Here is a 14,927-nt window from a genome sequence, read left to right as displayed (position 1 = left end):
GCCGCACGAAGGGACGACAGCATGACGATCACGAACGAGGACAGGACCGAGACCGCCGCGTTCCGCAGCCGGCGGATGCTGCTCGCCGGCTTCGGGGCCGCAGCGCTGGGCGGGGTGGCGGCGGTCGCGAGCCACGCGCCCGCGCAGGCCGCTGGTCCGGTTGCTCCGCTGAGCGCCGCGACGTCGAAGGCCGTCGGCAACGCCGGGACCGCCGCCGACCTCGCCGGGCTCAAGGGCAAGGACGGCGATCTCGTGCGCACGTCCGGGTACGCGGCACCGGGCGACGGCGGACACGGGCTCTACCGCTTCGTGAAGAAGGACGCACCGGCCGTGAACGGGGGTACCGTGCTCGCCGCGAAGAAGGAGGGCGCGTGGCTGCTCGTGCACTCCGGCGTCGTGGAGTTCCGGCAGTTCGGGCTGTTCGACGCCTCCGCGCCCGCCGACGACGCCCTCGACGCGATGGTCGGAGACCTCTCGATCCACCGCATCGAGGCGCACACCGACCTGAACTTCGTGCGACGGCACCGCTTCACCCGCTCGAACCTGGCCTTCGACTTCGGCAACAACCTCATGACCACCGTCGGCATCGAGAACGCCCCCAAGGACGACCCGTTCGCCGCGGTCATGTTCTTCCGCGGCGAGGTGACGGATGCCGTGCAGGAGGCGAAGCTCGGAGAGACCGTGCCCGACCTGGCCGACGTCTTCCCGGTCGCCGATTCGTCGTTCTTCGCCGTGGGCAGCTGGTACGCCGCGGAGGTGAACGGCCTGGCCGGTCGGTGGGAGCGCGAGCTGCAGCGGCTCGTGCAGGTGACCCAGATCGTCGACGGCACCCACATCCGCGTCAACTACAAGAACGGCTGGCCGCTCGGCAAGGACCGCACGATCACGTGGCGGCTCGTGAAGCCCGTGCACGACGTGACCGTGTCGAACCTGCGATTCCTGGGCGGCGGGGCCGACGAGTACACCGGCTCGCACCCGCTCGCGTTCGAGTACGCGGTGCGCTGCGACGTCGACCACATCGACGGGACCGCGACGTTCTGGCCACTCATCCAGCGCCGCTGGAACACGTACTTCACCACCGAGAGCTGCAACCTCTCGAACCCGACGTCGGTCACATGGGGCGGTGCCGGGTACCTGACGCAGCAGATCTACTGCCTGTACGGCTACGTGGCGAACTGCCACACCTCGAACGCCCGGCACCTCAACGACTTCACCGCCAGCGCCTACTGCCTCGTCGAGAACTGCCACGGCGACGGCGACGATCAGGGACCGTTCGTGACGCACGGCCAGTACGAGCACGACCTCACCTACACCGGGAACTCGGGGCTCATGACGTTCGCGAACTCGGGCGCGGCCTGGGGTTCGGCGGCCAAGCGCATCACGGTGCGCAAGCACGTCTGCTCGTGGTTCGTCGCCAGGGTGCGCATCACCGATCTCACCCTGGAAGACGTGCAGGTGATCGGCAAGCCCTCGCTCTCCGGCTCCGGAATGCTGTGGATCAACGCCGACGGGGCGCAGCTGCGCGGCTGCACGGCATCCGACACCCTGATCATCACGCAGCAGTCCGATGCGTCGGCTCGGCCGAACGTGATCGCCGACTCGCACTTCACGTTCGTCGCCCCCGGCGAGCTCACGAGCGCGGCGGTCACCACGCCCGTGACCTTCGTCGACACCGTGCTCAGCGGCGTCGGCGGCATGAAGATCACCGGACCAGGAGCCGTCACGTTCCGCGGGTCGACGCTCACCGCGGCCGACGACGCGGCGCCGATCACCTCGGCATCCGAGCGCCTGCGCTTCGAGGGGTCCACGCTGCGAAACGCCCGCATCGCTGCCGCCCGCGGCGAGCGTCAGGCCGTCGAGATCGCCGGGTCGGACGTCCTGCTGAAGGGTGGCACCGGGGTGACGCGGACCGGCGCCGGGCCGCTGCACCTGACCGTGAGCGACAGCACCCTGCGCGCGGAGGGGTCGGCGACGCACGTCTCGCTGAAGACCGGGGTCACGCACTACCGCGCGGTCGGCAACCGCTTCGAGGGCGGCGCGCTCGAACTCGCTGACGGCGCCTTCGGCTCGGAGTCGACCCTCCTGCACACCGGCAACGTCGAATCAGGCGTCACCCGCATGGGGTTCCCCGCCGAGGGCGACCGCGTCGTCGACACCGCGAACATCGCGGTCTGAGCATCCTGGTCGCCCCGTGCTGTGCAGGAGATCTCGCGTAACGAAGGAGCAGATGCCCCGTCCGCTCCTTCGTTATGAGAGATCTCCTTCGCAGCCGCGCGGGCGCGCGAGGTCAGGATGCCGGGATGCCGACGAGCTCGGCGCTCTTCTGCCACAGCGCCTCGGCGAGGGCAGGGTCGTCGACCTGCGGATTGACGCGGTTCGAGAGGGTGCGTTCGTCGTAGTAGGCGCCCGAGAACCAGGTCTCGTCGGGGGTGCCCTCGATGAACCAGCGCAGGATGCTGCCGCCCTCCTCGACGCCCGTGAGTATGAGCCGGCCGAGGAAGCTGCGGTAGACGAGGCGCATGAGGCTCGACGAGTCGGCCGCGAAGTTCGTCCGAACGGTGCCGGGGTGGAAGGCGACCGCGCTGAGCCCGTCGGCATGGAACCGCGTGTGCAGGCTCTTCGCGAAGAGGACGTTCGCGAGCTTGGCGTCGCCGTAGGCCTTGTTCGCGCTGAAGCGCCGCTCGTTGTCGAGGTCGTCGACGTCGAGGTCGCCGAACAGGCGGTGCCCGACGCTCGACGTGTTGATGACGGCCCCTCGGCTGCGCAGCAGTCGGGGCAGGAGCAGGTTCGTCAAGAGGAACGGTGCGAGATGGTTGACCTGGATGGTCTTCTCGTGTCCGTCGACGGTGGGGGTGCGGTCGCCGAAGATGCCGCCGGCGTTGTTGGCGAGCACGTCGAGGCCGTCGTCGCCGAGGAGGTCGTCGATCCGACCGGCCAGCGCCCGCACGTCGTCGAGTCGCGCGAAATCGGCGGTCAGCGCCTCGCCGCCGGTGTCGTCGGCCACCGCGCCGGTCTTCTCGGCCGATCGACCGACGAGCAGCAGCCGGTGCCCGGAATCCGCGAGCTGCCGAGCGGCGGCGGCACCGATGCCGTCGGACGCTCCCGTGATCACGATGGTCTTCGTCATGGGGGTCATGCCTCCGCGTCGGTCGGGGTGATGCGCTGGGCTGCTCTGGTCACGTGCTCGGCGATCACGGCGCGAGCGGTCCCGGGGTCGGCGCCGGCGATCGCGTCCACGATCCGCTGGTGGCTGCGCACGTGCTCCTCCTGCTCGGCGGGGTCGAGAGCGGAGTTCGCCGCGTGCAGGAACCCGGCGACCCGGCCGCGCAGGTGCGAGGTGACCTCGTCGAGGAAGCGGTGGTCGGCGAGCTCCGACAGCGTCTCGTGGAACAGCCGGTCCTGCCGCAGCAATTCGGCGATGTCGCCCTCGGGCACCGCCGCCATCGCCTCGACCACGGAGCCGAGGCGCGCGGCCGCCTCCTCGTCCCACCGCTCCTGCACGCGGACGGCCATGAACTGCTCGAGCACGATCCGCAGGCTCGAGATCTCCTCCAGGTCGCGGGCGGTGAGCGCGGCCACGCGGGCTCCGCGGCGCGGTTCGTGCACGACGAGGCGTTCCTGCGCGAGCCTCGTGAGCGCTTCGCGCACGGGGATGTGGCTCACGCCGAGCCGTTCCGCCAGCTTCCGCTCGACGAGTCTCTCGCCGGGAGCGAGTTCCCCGGAATGGATCGCGGAGCGCAGTTCGTCGGCGACCTGTTCGGCGATGTTCTGGTCAGACACGCTGCGCACTCGTGTGCCCTCCTCGATGCGCGACGCCGTCAGCGGATGCCGGGGCGCTCCGCTCGATGCTATGGCATTCCCTCCCCCTGCACACCCGAAGGAGTCCGCATGACCACCGCCCCGCTCGCGATCGGCGACAGCATCCGCGTCCCGCGCACGTCGGCGCTCGTCGGCGTGGGCAGGCGCGATGTGACCCCGCCGGTCGGCATCCGCGCGAAGAACTGGGGACCCGCCGACTGGGAGCGCGCGGAGGGCGCGCATCGGCCCTTCGAACTGACCGCGCTCGCGGTGACCGGTGGCGACGGGCGCGCGCGTGTGCTGCTCGCGGTCGACGGCACATGGTGGCGACGGGTGGCCGACGAGCTCGGGGTGCGAGGGGCCATCCTCGACGGGCTCGGCCTCGACGCTGATCAACTCATGCTGTCGCTCTCGCACACGCACGCCGGCGCGGTGCTGTGCGCGGCCGACGCGCACCTCGAAGGCGGCGAGCTGATCCCCGGATACCTCGAGACCCTTGCAGAGCAGGGCATCGCGGCCGGCCGTGATGCGCTCGACTCCGCCCGACCCGGCCTCATCGAGTGGACGACCGGGCGCTGCGACCTCGCCGCCGATCGCGAACTCGACGTCGACGGCCGGGCCCTCGTGGGCTGGAACCCGGGCGTCGCCGCCGACGACACCGTGACGATCGGACGGGTGAGCGTCGGCGGGGCGGTGCGCGCGACGATCGTGAACTACGCGTGCCACCCCACCACGCTCGCGTGGCAGAACCGCGAGTTGTCTCCCGACTACGTCGGCGCGATGCGCGAGATCGTCGAGACGGCGACCGGAGCGCCGTGCCTGTTCGTGCAGGGAGCGTCGGGCGAGCTCGCGCCGCGCGAGCAGTACACCGGCGATGTCGCCGTGGCCGACCGACACGGACGATCGCTCGGACACGCGGTGCTCTCGGCCCTCGACGGCCTGCCGCTGCCCGGAGACGAGCTGACCCTCGGCGGGGTCGTCGAGTCCGGCGCACCGCTTGCGATCTGGCAGGGACGCCCGGGGGACGGAGGGGAGGATGCCGCGGGCTCGACGACGACGGTCGATCTGCCGCTCCGCGACCTGCCCACGCTCGATCAGCTCGCCGAGGAGTGGAAGGACATCGATCCGCGCTCGCGCGACGAGCGGCTGGGCCGTGCCCGCAACCTCCGCGAGGGGTACATCGACGGGCCCACCGTCCCGCACCCCGTGTGGGCCTGGCGGTGGGGGCATGCGGTGATCGTCGGCCACCCCGGCGAGGCGTATTCGCGGCTGCAGACGACGCTGCGCGCCCGGTTTCCCGACGTCCCGATCGTGGTGATGAACCTCACGAACGGCCCGGGCTTCGTGTACCTGCCGACGCGAGAGGCGTACGAACGAGGCGCGTATCAGGCCTGGCAGACGCCCCTCGCCGCGGGCTGCCTCGAGCTTCTCGAGGAGCACGCCTGCGAGGTCGTCGCGGCCCTCCTCGCGAGTGCCCCGCACGCGCCATCCGTGCCAGCCGCATCCGCCCCGACCAGAGGAGAGAAATGACAGACCACGCCCCCGTCGCCATCGTCACGGGAGGATCCGCCGGCATCGGCTGGGAGATCGGACGCCGCCTCGTCGCAGACGGCTATCGCGTCGTCGCCGCCGACCGGGTGCCGGGCCTCACGGCATCCGATGCGGGCGCCGGCGTGCTGTGGCGCGAGCTCGACGTCGCCGACCACGATGCGACCGATCGGGTCTTCGGGGCCATCGAGGCGGAGCTGGGGCCGATCGAGGTGCTGGTGAACAATGCCGGCATCCAGCGCCATCGCGCGATCGAAGACCTCTCGTGGGACGAGTGGTCGGCGGTGGTCGACGTGAACCTGCACGGCGTGTTCTCGGCGCTGCAGGCAGCCGGACGACGGATGCTGTCGCGCGGCGCCGGCCGGATCGTGAACATCTCGTCGATCTCGTCGCGAGGTTCCGCCGGCCGCGCACCGTATGCGACGACGAAGGCCGCGGTGATCGGTCTCACGTCGACCGCGGGGGCGGAATGGGCGGCCCGCGGGGTGCGCGTGAACGCGGTCGCACCCGGTTATGTCGACACGGGCGTGTTCCGCCAGGGTGTCGAGCAGGGCACGCTGAGCCTCGACACGATCCTGTCGCGCATCCCGGCGGGTCGTCTCGCGGAGGCGAGTGAGATCGCGGATGCCGTGAGCTTCCTCGTCTCGGATCAGTCGCGCTACATGAACGGCCAGACGCTCTACGTCGACGGCGGGTTCCTGGTCGACTACGGCGTGCCGCTCGCGAAGAGGCCCGAATGACGGCGGTCGCACGGGTCGACACCGCGACGGCGGTGCTGCCGCTTCCTGCTCCGCTGCACCTCGGTGCCATGACGGTGACCCGTCGCGAGTACAGCGCCGTGCGCGTGTCCGACGCCGACGGCACGACCGGCGTCGCGTACTGCCTGTCGCGGGAGGCGCCGATGGCCGAGATCGTCGACCGCCTGGTCGCTCCGCACGCGATCGGGGCGGATGCCGACGATCCGTCGGCCGCGTGGGACCGGATGCTGCGGGGCAGCGCGATCGTCGGACGAGTGGGCCTCGTGCGGCGCGCGATCGGCCTCGTCGACATCGCCCTGTGGGACATCGCCGCTCGCCGGGCGGGGGTGCCGCTGTGGCAGCTCCTCGGGACCGGCGACGCCCCTCGTCGCGCGATGCTCGTCGCGGCGTACCCCTCGCCGCAGCGCACTCCTCGCGACGTCGCCGACGAGGTTCTGCGCCAGGCCGCGGGATGGGCGCAGGTCAAGGTGTCGCGCATTCCCGATCCGGCATACATGCGCGAGCTGTTCGTGATCCTCGGTGCGGAGCTGCCGCGGCAGACGGGCCTCGTGGTCGATGTGGGCTTCGGATGGCAGGACGCCGACGAGGCGCTCTCCGAGATCGCGCAGTGGGGAGCGCCCGACCTCGCCTGGCTCGAGGATCCGCTCCTGCCCGAGGATGCAGCGGGATGCGCACGGATCCGGGCCGAGAGCGGGCTGCCGCTGTCGGTCGGCGACGAGGTCACCGACCCCGCCGTGCTGCGTGCGCTCGTCGAGCAGGGCGGGGTCGATGTGCTGCGCCTCGACGTCGTCGCGATCGGCGGCATCACTCCCGCGCGCGAGATCGTGTCGTGGGCGGCGGAGCGCGGCATCCGGGTGTCCGGGCACGTGTACCCGGAGGTCACCGCCCACCTCGGGATCGAGGTGGAGACGTTCGCTCGCGGAGTGAATCCGTACGACCCCGCGCCGAGCTTCGTGACGGGCGGGCCGACGTTCGCGGGCGACGTCCGTCCCGCCGGCGGTCCGGGACTCGGATTCGGCCTCGACCCGGCCGTCTTCGCCTTCGACCGAGAGGAGCGACCATGACATCCGCGCCGAGGAGCGCCGTCGTGACCGGCAGCGGCAAGGGCATCGGCCGGGCGATCGCCGAACGGCTGACCGCCGACGGGTGGACGGTGGTGGGGCTCGAGCGGTCCGCCGGGTCGGGCACCGTCGAGCAGGGGATCGTCGCCCAGGTCGTGGCGGGGGATGCTGCGGACCGCAGCGTCCACGAGCGTGCCGCCGACGCCGCCCTCGCCTACGCGCCCCTGCGCGGCTGGGTCAACAACGCGGGCATCACCAAGCGCACACCCCTGCACGAGCTCGACGAGACGGTGGTGCGCGAGATCCTCGACATCAACGGCCTCGGGTACGTCTGGGGATGCTCGGCGGCGGTCTCGTCGTTCCTCGCCCAGGGCGTCGCGGGTGCGATCGTCAACGTCGGGTCGATCCACGGCCGCTCCAGCTTCGTCGACCACGCGGCGTACGAGTTCACGAAGGGTGGCATCGACGCGCTCAGCCGCAGTGTGGCCGTGACATATGGCGGACTCGGCATACGTGCGAACACGGTCGCGCCGGGTGGCGTGCGCACGCCGCACCTCGAGGCGCAGATCGCGGCATCCTCCGACCCGGTGGCTGCAGAGCGCGCGCTCGCGGAGGGGCCGCCCATGGGCCGGGTCGCCCGAGCCGAGGAGGTCGCGGCTGTCGCGGCGTTCCTGCTCTCCGACGAGGCGCCGTATCTGTCGGGGCAGTCGATCGCGGTCGACGGCGCGTGGACGGCGTCCTTCGGCGAGGTCGTCGTCGACCCGGCGCTCCGCGCCCGCTTCGACGGTCGACTCAGGCCTTGAGCAGCGAGGCCCGGGCGATGAGACCGTCGACCACGTCGAAGGTCGCGATGGTCTCGGTGGCGACGCCCGCGTTCACGACCTGCTCCTGGGCCACGACCCATCGCGAGCCGAACAGCACGGCGTTCTCGATCACGCACGACAGCTCGGGGTTCTGCAGCCGGGGTTCGTAGAACGCGCGGATCGCCGCCGTGCCGACGATCGGCTCCGGTGCGACGCCGGTGATCACGGCATCCGCCGCGTAGGTCGCGACGAACGCGTCGAGGTCGTGCGCGTTGAACGCGTCGAGCTGGGCCTGCACGGTGAGCGCCGCCGAGCGGATGCTGTCAGTCAATGCGCACTCCTCCGTTGACGTCGTACGTGGCGCCGGTGATGAAGCCCGCCCGCTCGGAGGCGAGGGAGGCGATGATCCACGCGACGTCGGCCGGCTGTCCGAATGCGCCGAGGGGGATGGATGCCGCGAGCCTGTCGCGTCCCTCGCCCTGCAGCTGATCGGTGATGGCGCTCGCGACGGGCCCGGGGCTGACGGCGTTCACCCGGATGCCCTCCGGAGCGAGGTGCCGAGCGAAGCTGCGCGTGAGTGCGAGGATCGCTCCCTTGCTCGCGGAGTAGTGGAGTCCGGTCTGCAGCGCGCCGACCTGGCCGGCGATCGACGACAGGTTGACGACGGAGCGGTCGCCGTCGGCGGCGCGCAGCAGGGGGAGCGCGCCGCGGGTGAGGAAGAACATGCCGCGCACGTTCGTCTCGAGCACGAAGTCCCATTCCTCGACGTCGATGTCGTCGTACGGGGTGTAGGGGCAGACGCCGCCGTTGTTGATCAGCACGTGCAGCGATCCCCACTCGGCGGTGATCTCCGCGAGCAGCGCGTCGATCGACGCCTGATCGCGCAGGTCGAGCCGTGACACGTGCACATCGGGAGAGCCGGCGGCGCGGCACTCGTCGGCGACGCGGGCGGCTTCGGCCTCGCGCCCGGTGTAGGTGATCCAGAGGGCGTACCCCTCGGTGGCGAGTTCGAGGGCGGCTGCGGTTCCGATGCCCGAGCTCGCGCCGGTGATGAGCGCTCGTCGCTGTGTCATACCTGAACGCTATAGCAAATGCGCGATCACCCGAAACGACCTGGCGGTGCATTTGCTAGATGCTATAGCATCGCATTCATGACCGAGCCCCTCATCATCGTGACCGACTGCGACCTGCCGGGGTCCGTCATCGAAGACACCCTCCGCGCCGCCGGTCTACGCCCCGAGCGTGCCGCGTCCGCCACGATCGACGACCTCCTCGCCGCCGGCGCCGCCGACGCCGAAGGACTGGTCGTGCAGTGGATGCCGATCACCGCCGACGTCCTCGATCGTCTGCCGAACCTCCGCATCATCAGCCGCGTCGGCATCGGCTACGACATGATCGACGTGGATGCCGCCGCCGAGCGCGGGATCGCCGTCGCGAACACCCCGAGCTACTGCATCGAAGAGGTCGCCGCGCACACCGTCGCCATGATCATGGCTCAGGCGCGCGGCCTCCTCGCGTACGACCGCGCGGTGCGCGCCGGCACGTGGAAGGCCGTCGACGCGCGTCCTCTCGCCGTGCGCCCCTCGCGCACCACGGTTTCGGTGCTCGGTTTCGGGCGCATCGGACGCGTCGTCGCGAGCGGATGCCGTGCGCTCGGGTTCCGTGTTCTCGTCGCCGATCCGTTCGCCGCCGCCGACTCCGTGCGGGCGGCCGGCTGCGAGCCGGTCGCGATCGGCGAGGCGATCGCCGCCGCCGACATCCTCACCCTGCACGTGCCGCTCACCGATGAGACTCGGCATCTGATCGACGCCGACGCCCTGGCGACGATGAAGCGGGGAGCGGTCGTGGTGAACACGTGTCGCGGGCCGCTGGTCGACGAGGGGGCGCTTGCCTCCTCCCTCCTATCCGGGCACCTCGGCGGTGCGGCGCTGGATGTCTTCGACGGCGAACCGCTCGCGGCGGACTCCCCGCTGCGCGATCTCGACGATGTCCTGCTCACCCCGCACGCCGCGTGGTTCTCGCCGGAGGCGCTCGACGACCTGCCCGTGCACGCGGCGGACAACGTCATCCGCTTCCTCGCCGACGAGTCCGTCCCGCTCGTCACTCCTGCCCCCGCCCACGCCGGCTGATCGCGAGCCGACCATGGAACTGCTGCGTCTCGGATCGCTCGGCTCGGAGAAGCCCTTCGTGCGACACGACGGTGCCGTCTACGATCTGTCCTCGCTCACGCCCGACATCGACGGGGCGTTCCTCGCCGATGGCGGCATCACCCGCGTCCGAGCGGCGCTCGCCGCAGACGCGCTGCCGGCGGCCGACATCAGCGGTCTGCGCATCGGCGCCCCGGTCGCGCGCCCCGGAGCCGTGATCTGCATCGGCATGAACTACGCCGCGCACGCCGCCGAATCGGGGTCGCTGCCTCCCGAGCATCCGGTGGTCTTCTTCAAGCATCCGAACACCGTCGTCGGGCCCGACGACGTGGTGCTGCTGCCGCCGGAGGCCGAGAAGGTCGACTGGGAGGTGGAGCTCGCGGTCGTGATCGGTCGCACCGCGCGCTACCTGCCCTCGGCCGAGGCGGCGCGCGACGTGATCGCCGGGTACGCCGTGTCGAACGACGTGTCCGAGCGCGCCTTCCAGATCGAGGTGTCGGGCGGCCAGTGGTCGAAGGGCAAGTGCGCCGAGACCTTCAATCCGCTCGGGCCTGCGCTCGTGCCGGCCGACGAGGTCGACCCGCAGGCGCTGCGGCTTCGGTCGTCGGTGAACGGCGCGGCCCGACAGGACTCGTCGACCGCCGACATGGTGTTCCCCGTTCTCGAGCTCGTCCGCGATCTCAGCCAGTACATGGTGCTGGAGCCCGGCGACGTGGTGAACACCGGAACACCGGAGGGTGTGGCGCTGTCGGGGCGGTTCCCGTATCTCGCGGAGGGCGACGAGATGCTGATCGAGATCGAGGGACTCGGTCGCCAGCGGCAGCGGGTGGAGCGCGCCCGGGTGCGCTGACCTCGCTGACCCGGCGCCTTGCGCCCGTGACACGGTTCATCCGGCTGAGTGCAGCCGTGTCGCGGGCGGAGGGCGTCGGGACCCCTCCGCCACCCCGACCGTGGCTGATTCAGCCGGCGAACGGCGCGACCGGCAGACCGCGCACGCCGGGGTGCACCGCGAACAGCGATCCGGCTTCGGTGCCGTGATCGGGGCCGAGCCCCTGCGCCGACGTGGTGATGAACAGCGTGCCGAGGTCGTCGCCGCCGAACGTGCACGCGCTGACCTGCGGGACCGGCAGCTCGATGCGGGCGATCAGCGCCCCTTCGGGCGAGTACCCGTGCACGGCCGAGCCGTTCCAGAGCGCGACCCAGACAGAACCGTCCGCCGCGACGGTGAGGCCGTCCGGCAGCCCCTGGTCGTCCGCGATCGACACGAACCCGCGCCGGTCGCGCAGCTCGCCGTCGACGACGTCGAACACGTCGACGCGGCCCGTCGGTGTGTCGTTGTAATAGGCAAGCGTGGCGTCGGGGGAGAAACCGATGCCGTTCGAGGTCTCGACTCCGGACAGCACGTCGGTCGAGGAGAGATCGCCGTCGATGCGCAGCACTCTCCCGGCCGCGCTGTCGTTCCCGGTGGCCATGGATCCGGCGAGCAGGCGACCCCGCGGATCGACCGTGCCGTCGTTGAACTGCGCGGACCCGAGATCGAAGGACGCCACGACCCGCGCCGGTCCGTCCGCGGTGTCGGCGAGGTGAAGACGGCGCGCCCCGACCGCGACGAAGCCGCCGCCGATGCGAGGCCGGAAGAACGCCGCGTAGTCGTCGTCGAGGTGCAGGCGGTGGATGCCGTCGTCGCGCAGGGTCACGAGGTCGGCGGCCTCGGCATCCACCCATCTGACCCCGCCCCACGACGGCGACCACACCGGCGCCTCGGCGTGCACGCAGATCGGCCCGGTCAGATTCTCCGGCGTCATGATGCCTCGTCGCGGCGCAGCGGCAGCCGCTCGGGTTCGGGATGCGATTCCGGAGCATCCGGAATCGCTGCCGGGTGGGCGGGGAGCTCGCGTGCCACCTGCTTCTCGAGCACCTGCACGGCCTCGTCGCTGAGCAGGATCAGCCCGTCGAGCTCGTCGCGCACCCGCTTGTAGGCGATGTTCCGCTCGGCCTGCGTGGCCGATTCGTCGACCGCGACCTTGAGCAGCTGCTGCGCACGATCGAGACGCTTGCGCTCCGGTTCGGTGAAGGTCGAGTCGCGCAGTCGCCTGGCATCCTTCTCCGCGACCTCGAACGCCACGGCGTAGGCGCCGACCGCGTCGAGGTACTCCGACACCTGCTGCTCGGTCACGGGGGCGTCGGCGGATGCCGGACGCAGCGCGTCGGCCGTGCGCTTCGCCCGCAGGAACGCGGCGACGAGCGGCTGGCGGCCGTCGCTCATGGCGGGGAACGCGATGAGCTTCGCGACGTCGAGTTCGTAGTCGAGCCACCGCGCGGTGATCTCGTCGTGCTCGGCGAAGAGCCGCTCGAGCAGGGTGTTCGATGCGACGGGCGGGGCCGTGGTGTCGACGACCGACGGTCCCTGACGCCTGCCCCCGGCGCGGGCTTCGAGCTGCGCCGCCTTGAGCTCGGCCTTCACGCGGAGCGTCTCGAGACGGCGTTCATGCCGGCGCTTCGCACTGCGCTCCCAGGCCTTCGCGGCTCCGCCGGCCATACCCATGACGGGGAAGATGAGCCACCAATAGGTGCCTGCCCATACCCAGAAACCGCGGATGAACTCGTCCATGATGCCCTCAGCCTACTTCCGGCGTTGTTCCGGTGGACACCCGAGCAGAACCGGGGTGGCGGATTCGCTCGTCAATGATATAGTCAACGCTATTGACTTGCTGTTCCGACGGTTGGACGACGATGACCACACCTCCCGCTCCCGTGTCGATCACGGCGGAGTGCGACGGCATCCGGATCGCGGCTGAGGTCCGCGGCTCCGGGCCGGCCGTGCTGCTGCTGCACGGCTACCCCGAGACCAAGGCGATGTGGGATGCCGTCGCCGGCGCGCTCGCCGTGGACCACACGATCGTCGCCGCCGACCTGCGTGGATACGGAGACTCCGCCAAGCCGCGAGATGCCCCGTATGCGAAGCGCGACATGGCGCGCGACCAGGTCGCGCTCATGCGGCAGCTCGGACACGCGAGCTTCGCAGTGATCGGCCACGACCGGGGCGGCCGCGTCGGGCACCGCCTGGCGCTCGATCACCCGGAGGCCGTGACGGCGCTCGCCGTGCTCGACATCGTGCCGACGCTGCACATGTTTGAGAACGTCGACCGCGAGATGGCGACCGCGTACTTCCACTGGTTCTTCCTCGCGCGCGCAGACGGGCTCCCTGAGGCCCTGATCGGGGCCGATCCGGAGACCTGGCTGCGCAGCCGATTCGCCGGACGCCGGCACGACGGCGATGCCCTGCCCGATGCGTTCGACGAGTATCGGCGCTGCTTCGACCTCGATACCGTGCACGCCTCCGGCGCCGACTATCGCGCCGCGGCATCCGTCGATCTCGACCACGACCGCGCCGACCGGTCGGCGGGGCGAGTCGTCACCGCGCCGACCCTCGCCCTCTGGGGAGCGCACAGCTACGTCGGCCGCAACTTCGACGTGCTGTCGACCTGGGAGCCGTACGCTCCAGGCATCACGGGCCGGTCGATCGACGCCGACCACTACCTCGCTGAGGAGTCGCCGGCGCCCACGGCATCCGCACTCCGCACCTTTCTCGCGGAGGTGGGCGCATGACCGCGCGCGAGGTCGACCGGCTCGCTGAGCTGGTGACGATCGAGACGCCGACGGGGGATTCCGCGGGCCTGGCCGCTGCGCAGCAGCTCATTCGCTCGTGGATCAGTCCCATCGTGGGCGATGGCGACCTCGAGACGGTCGAGGGCGTCGCGCATCTGCGATGGTCGGGTGGGGACGATCCGACGGTGCTGCTGATCGGCCACGTCGACACGGTCTTCCCAGCGGGCACGATCGCCGAGCGCCCATTCCGGGTCGACGGCGATCGCGCCACCGGCCCCGGTGTCTTCGACATGAAGGCGGGCATCGTGATCATCGCCGCCGCCCTCGAGAAGGTGGCGCGCCCCGAACGCGTCGCGATCCTTCTCACGAGCGACGAGGAGGTCGGCTCGATCACATCCCGTGCGCTGATCGAGCGCGAGGCTGCCCGCGTGGGCACGGTACTCGTGCTCGAACCCAGCCTCGACGGCGCGCTCAAGATCGCTCGGCGCGGTGGCAGCATCTACCGCCTCGCCTTCACCGGACGCGCCGCGCACGCCGGACTCGAACCGGCGAAGGGACGCAGCGCCCTCGCCGAGCTCGCCCACCACGTGCTGGCGCTGCCGCTGCTCGCCGACGATGACCGAGGCACGACGGTGAGCCCGACCGTCGCGGAGGCCGGCACGGTCACCAACGTCATCCCCGAACACGCCGAGCTGCGCGTCGACGTCCGCGCCTGGACACTCGACGAGCTCGAACGGGTCGACGGACGGATGCAGTCGCTCGGCGCCCATACGCCCGATGTGCGGGTCGACGTGCACGGCGGCATCAACCGGCCGCCCATGGAGCAGAGCGTGTCGGAGGAGCTGCTCGCGTGTGCGCGCCGCGTCGCCGAGCGGCTCGGGCACGCCGAGGTCGAGGCGGTGTCGGCGGGAGGGGCGTCGGACGGCAACTTCACCGCCGCGGTCGGCGCGAGGACCCTGGACGGCCTCGGGCCGCGCGGCTCCGGCGCCCACGCCGACCACGAGTGGGTGTCCATCGCGTCGCTGCACGAGCGGATCGATCTGCTCGCCGGCATGATCGACGACCTCGACGCCGCCTCTGAATCGGGCGCGGGCTGACTCGCGCCACGCGCACAAAGAAGGAGATCTCACGTATCGCAGGACGAATCCGCGTAGATGCTCCTTCGTAGCGCGAGATCTCCTTCGTTATGCGCGCACAAGACGC

15 protein-coding genes are annotated in these 14,927 nt (G+C 71.0%); 9 read left to right on the top strand and 6 right to left on the bottom strand.

What is annotated here, in order from left to right:
* Nucleotides 1-21 precede the first annotated feature (21 nt).
* Nucleotides 22-2,175 (top strand): peptidase C14, encoded by a 2,154-nt coding sequence (locus AUC47_RS04530; protein ID WP_179297514.1) that lies wholly within the window; start codon nt 22-24, stop codon nt 2,173-2,175.
* 112 nt (nt 2,176-2,287) lie between these two features.
* On the opposite strand, the gene AUC47_RS04525 is transcribed toward AUC47_RS04530, so the two are convergent.
* A complete protein-coding gene (locus AUC47_RS04525; RefSeq protein ID WP_096714011.1) occupies nt 2,288-3,127 on the bottom strand; it encodes an SDR family NAD(P)-dependent oxidoreductase in 840 nt (279 codons plus the stop codon).
* A 5-nt stretch (nt 3,128-3,132) separates the two neighbouring features.
* On the bottom strand, nt 3,133-3,780 hold the full coding sequence (locus AUC47_RS04520; RefSeq protein ID WP_256999441.1) for a GntR family transcriptional regulator: 648 nt from the start codon (nt 3,778-3,780) through the stop codon (nt 3,133-3,135).
* Between the two features lie 108 nt (nt 3,781-3,888).
* Between AUC47_RS04520 and AUC47_RS04515 the strand changes: the two genes are divergently transcribed.
* The 4 genes from AUC47_RS04515 to AUC47_RS04500 are packed head-to-tail and all read left to right on the top strand — an operon-like array spanning nt 3,889 to nt 7,968.
* Nucleotides 3,889-5,328 (top strand): hypothetical protein, encoded by a 1,440-nt coding sequence (locus tag AUC47_RS04515; RefSeq protein ID WP_179297513.1) that lies wholly within the window; start codon nt 3,889-3,891, stop codon nt 5,326-5,328.
* Nucleotides 5,325-6,086, top strand: coding sequence for an SDR family NAD(P)-dependent oxidoreductase (locus tag AUC47_RS04510; protein ID WP_096714009.1), 762 nt, complete (start codon nt 5,325-5,327; stop codon nt 6,084-6,086). Before AUC47_RS04515 ends, AUC47_RS04510 begins: the two co-directional genes overlap by 4 nt.
* The gene (locus AUC47_RS04505; protein ID WP_096714008.1) at nt 6,083-7,168 is read left to right on the top strand and encodes an enolase C-terminal domain-like protein; all 1,086 of its coding nucleotides are present in this window, start codon (nt 6,083-6,085) and stop codon (nt 7,166-7,168) included. The genes AUC47_RS04510 and AUC47_RS04505 overlap by 4 nt, the downstream gene beginning before the upstream one ends.
* Entirely contained in the window at nt 7,165-7,968 is an 804-nt protein-coding gene (locus AUC47_RS04500; protein WP_096714007.1) for an SDR family NAD(P)-dependent oxidoreductase, read from the top strand. Before AUC47_RS04505 ends, AUC47_RS04500 begins: the two co-directional genes overlap by 4 nt.
* On the opposite strand, the gene AUC47_RS04495 is transcribed toward AUC47_RS04500, so the two are convergent.
* Both AUC47_RS04495 and AUC47_RS04490 read right to left on the bottom strand, forming a co-directional pair.
* Entirely contained in the window at nt 7,958-8,299 is a 342-nt protein-coding gene (locus tag AUC47_RS04495) for a nuclear transport factor 2 family protein (RefSeq protein ID WP_096714006.1), read from the bottom strand. The two genes, AUC47_RS04500 and AUC47_RS04495, sit on opposite strands and share 11 nt — an antisense overlap.
* Nucleotides 8,292-9,041: an SDR family NAD(P)-dependent oxidoreductase gene (locus AUC47_RS04490; protein ID WP_096714005.1), complete on the bottom strand. Its 750-nt coding sequence runs from the start codon at nt 9,039-9,041 to the stop codon at nt 8,292-8,294. The genes AUC47_RS04495 and AUC47_RS04490 overlap by 8 nt, the downstream gene beginning before the upstream one ends.
* A 78-nt stretch (nt 9,042-9,119) precedes the next feature.
* On the opposite strand from AUC47_RS04490, the gene AUC47_RS04485 reads away from it, so the two are divergent.
* Nucleotides 9,120-10,097 (top strand): C-terminal binding protein, encoded by a 978-nt coding sequence (locus AUC47_RS04485; protein WP_096714004.1) that lies wholly within the window; start codon nt 9,120-9,122, stop codon nt 10,095-10,097.
* A gap of 13 nt (nt 10,098-10,110) precedes the next feature.
* Complete coding sequence (locus tag AUC47_RS04480) at nt 10,111-10,965, top strand: fumarylacetoacetate hydrolase family protein (protein ID WP_096714003.1); 855 nt, start codon at nt 10,111-10,113, stop codon at nt 10,963-10,965.
* 109 nt (nt 10,966-11,074) lie between these two features.
* On the opposite strand, the gene AUC47_RS04475 is transcribed toward AUC47_RS04480, so the two are convergent.
* Complete coding sequence (locus AUC47_RS04475; protein ID WP_096714002.1) at nt 11,075-11,920, bottom strand: SMP-30/gluconolactonase/LRE family protein; 846 nt, start codon at nt 11,918-11,920, stop codon at nt 11,075-11,077.
* Nucleotides 11,917-12,726: a hypothetical protein gene (locus tag AUC47_RS04470; RefSeq protein WP_096714001.1), complete on the bottom strand. Its 810-nt coding sequence runs from the start codon at nt 12,724-12,726 to the stop codon at nt 11,917-11,919. The genes AUC47_RS04475 and AUC47_RS04470 overlap by 4 nt, the downstream gene beginning before the upstream one ends.
* A gap of 122 nt (nt 12,727-12,848) precedes the next feature.
* On the opposite strand from AUC47_RS04470, the gene AUC47_RS04465 reads away from it, so the two are divergent.
* Both AUC47_RS04465 and AUC47_RS04460 read left to right on the top strand, forming a co-directional pair.
* Nucleotides 12,849-13,724: an alpha/beta fold hydrolase gene (locus AUC47_RS04465; protein ID WP_096714000.1), complete on the top strand. Its 876-nt coding sequence runs from the start codon at nt 12,849-12,851 to the stop codon at nt 13,722-13,724.
* Entirely contained in the window at nt 13,721-14,821 is a 1,101-nt protein-coding gene (locus tag AUC47_RS04460) for a M20 family metallopeptidase (protein ID WP_096713999.1), read from the top strand. The genes AUC47_RS04465 and AUC47_RS04460 overlap by 4 nt, the downstream gene beginning before the upstream one ends.
* Nucleotides 14,822-14,927: the final 106 nt, after the last annotated feature.

Origin of the sequence: Microbacterium sp. SZ1 (genome assembly GCF_002362255.1) — a bacterium.
Lineage (GTDB): Bacteria > Actinomycetota > Actinomycetes > Actinomycetales > Microbacteriaceae > Microbacterium.
The sequence above is the reverse complement of the archived record's forward strand: the minus strand, read 5'-3'. Positions and strand labels throughout refer to the sequence as shown.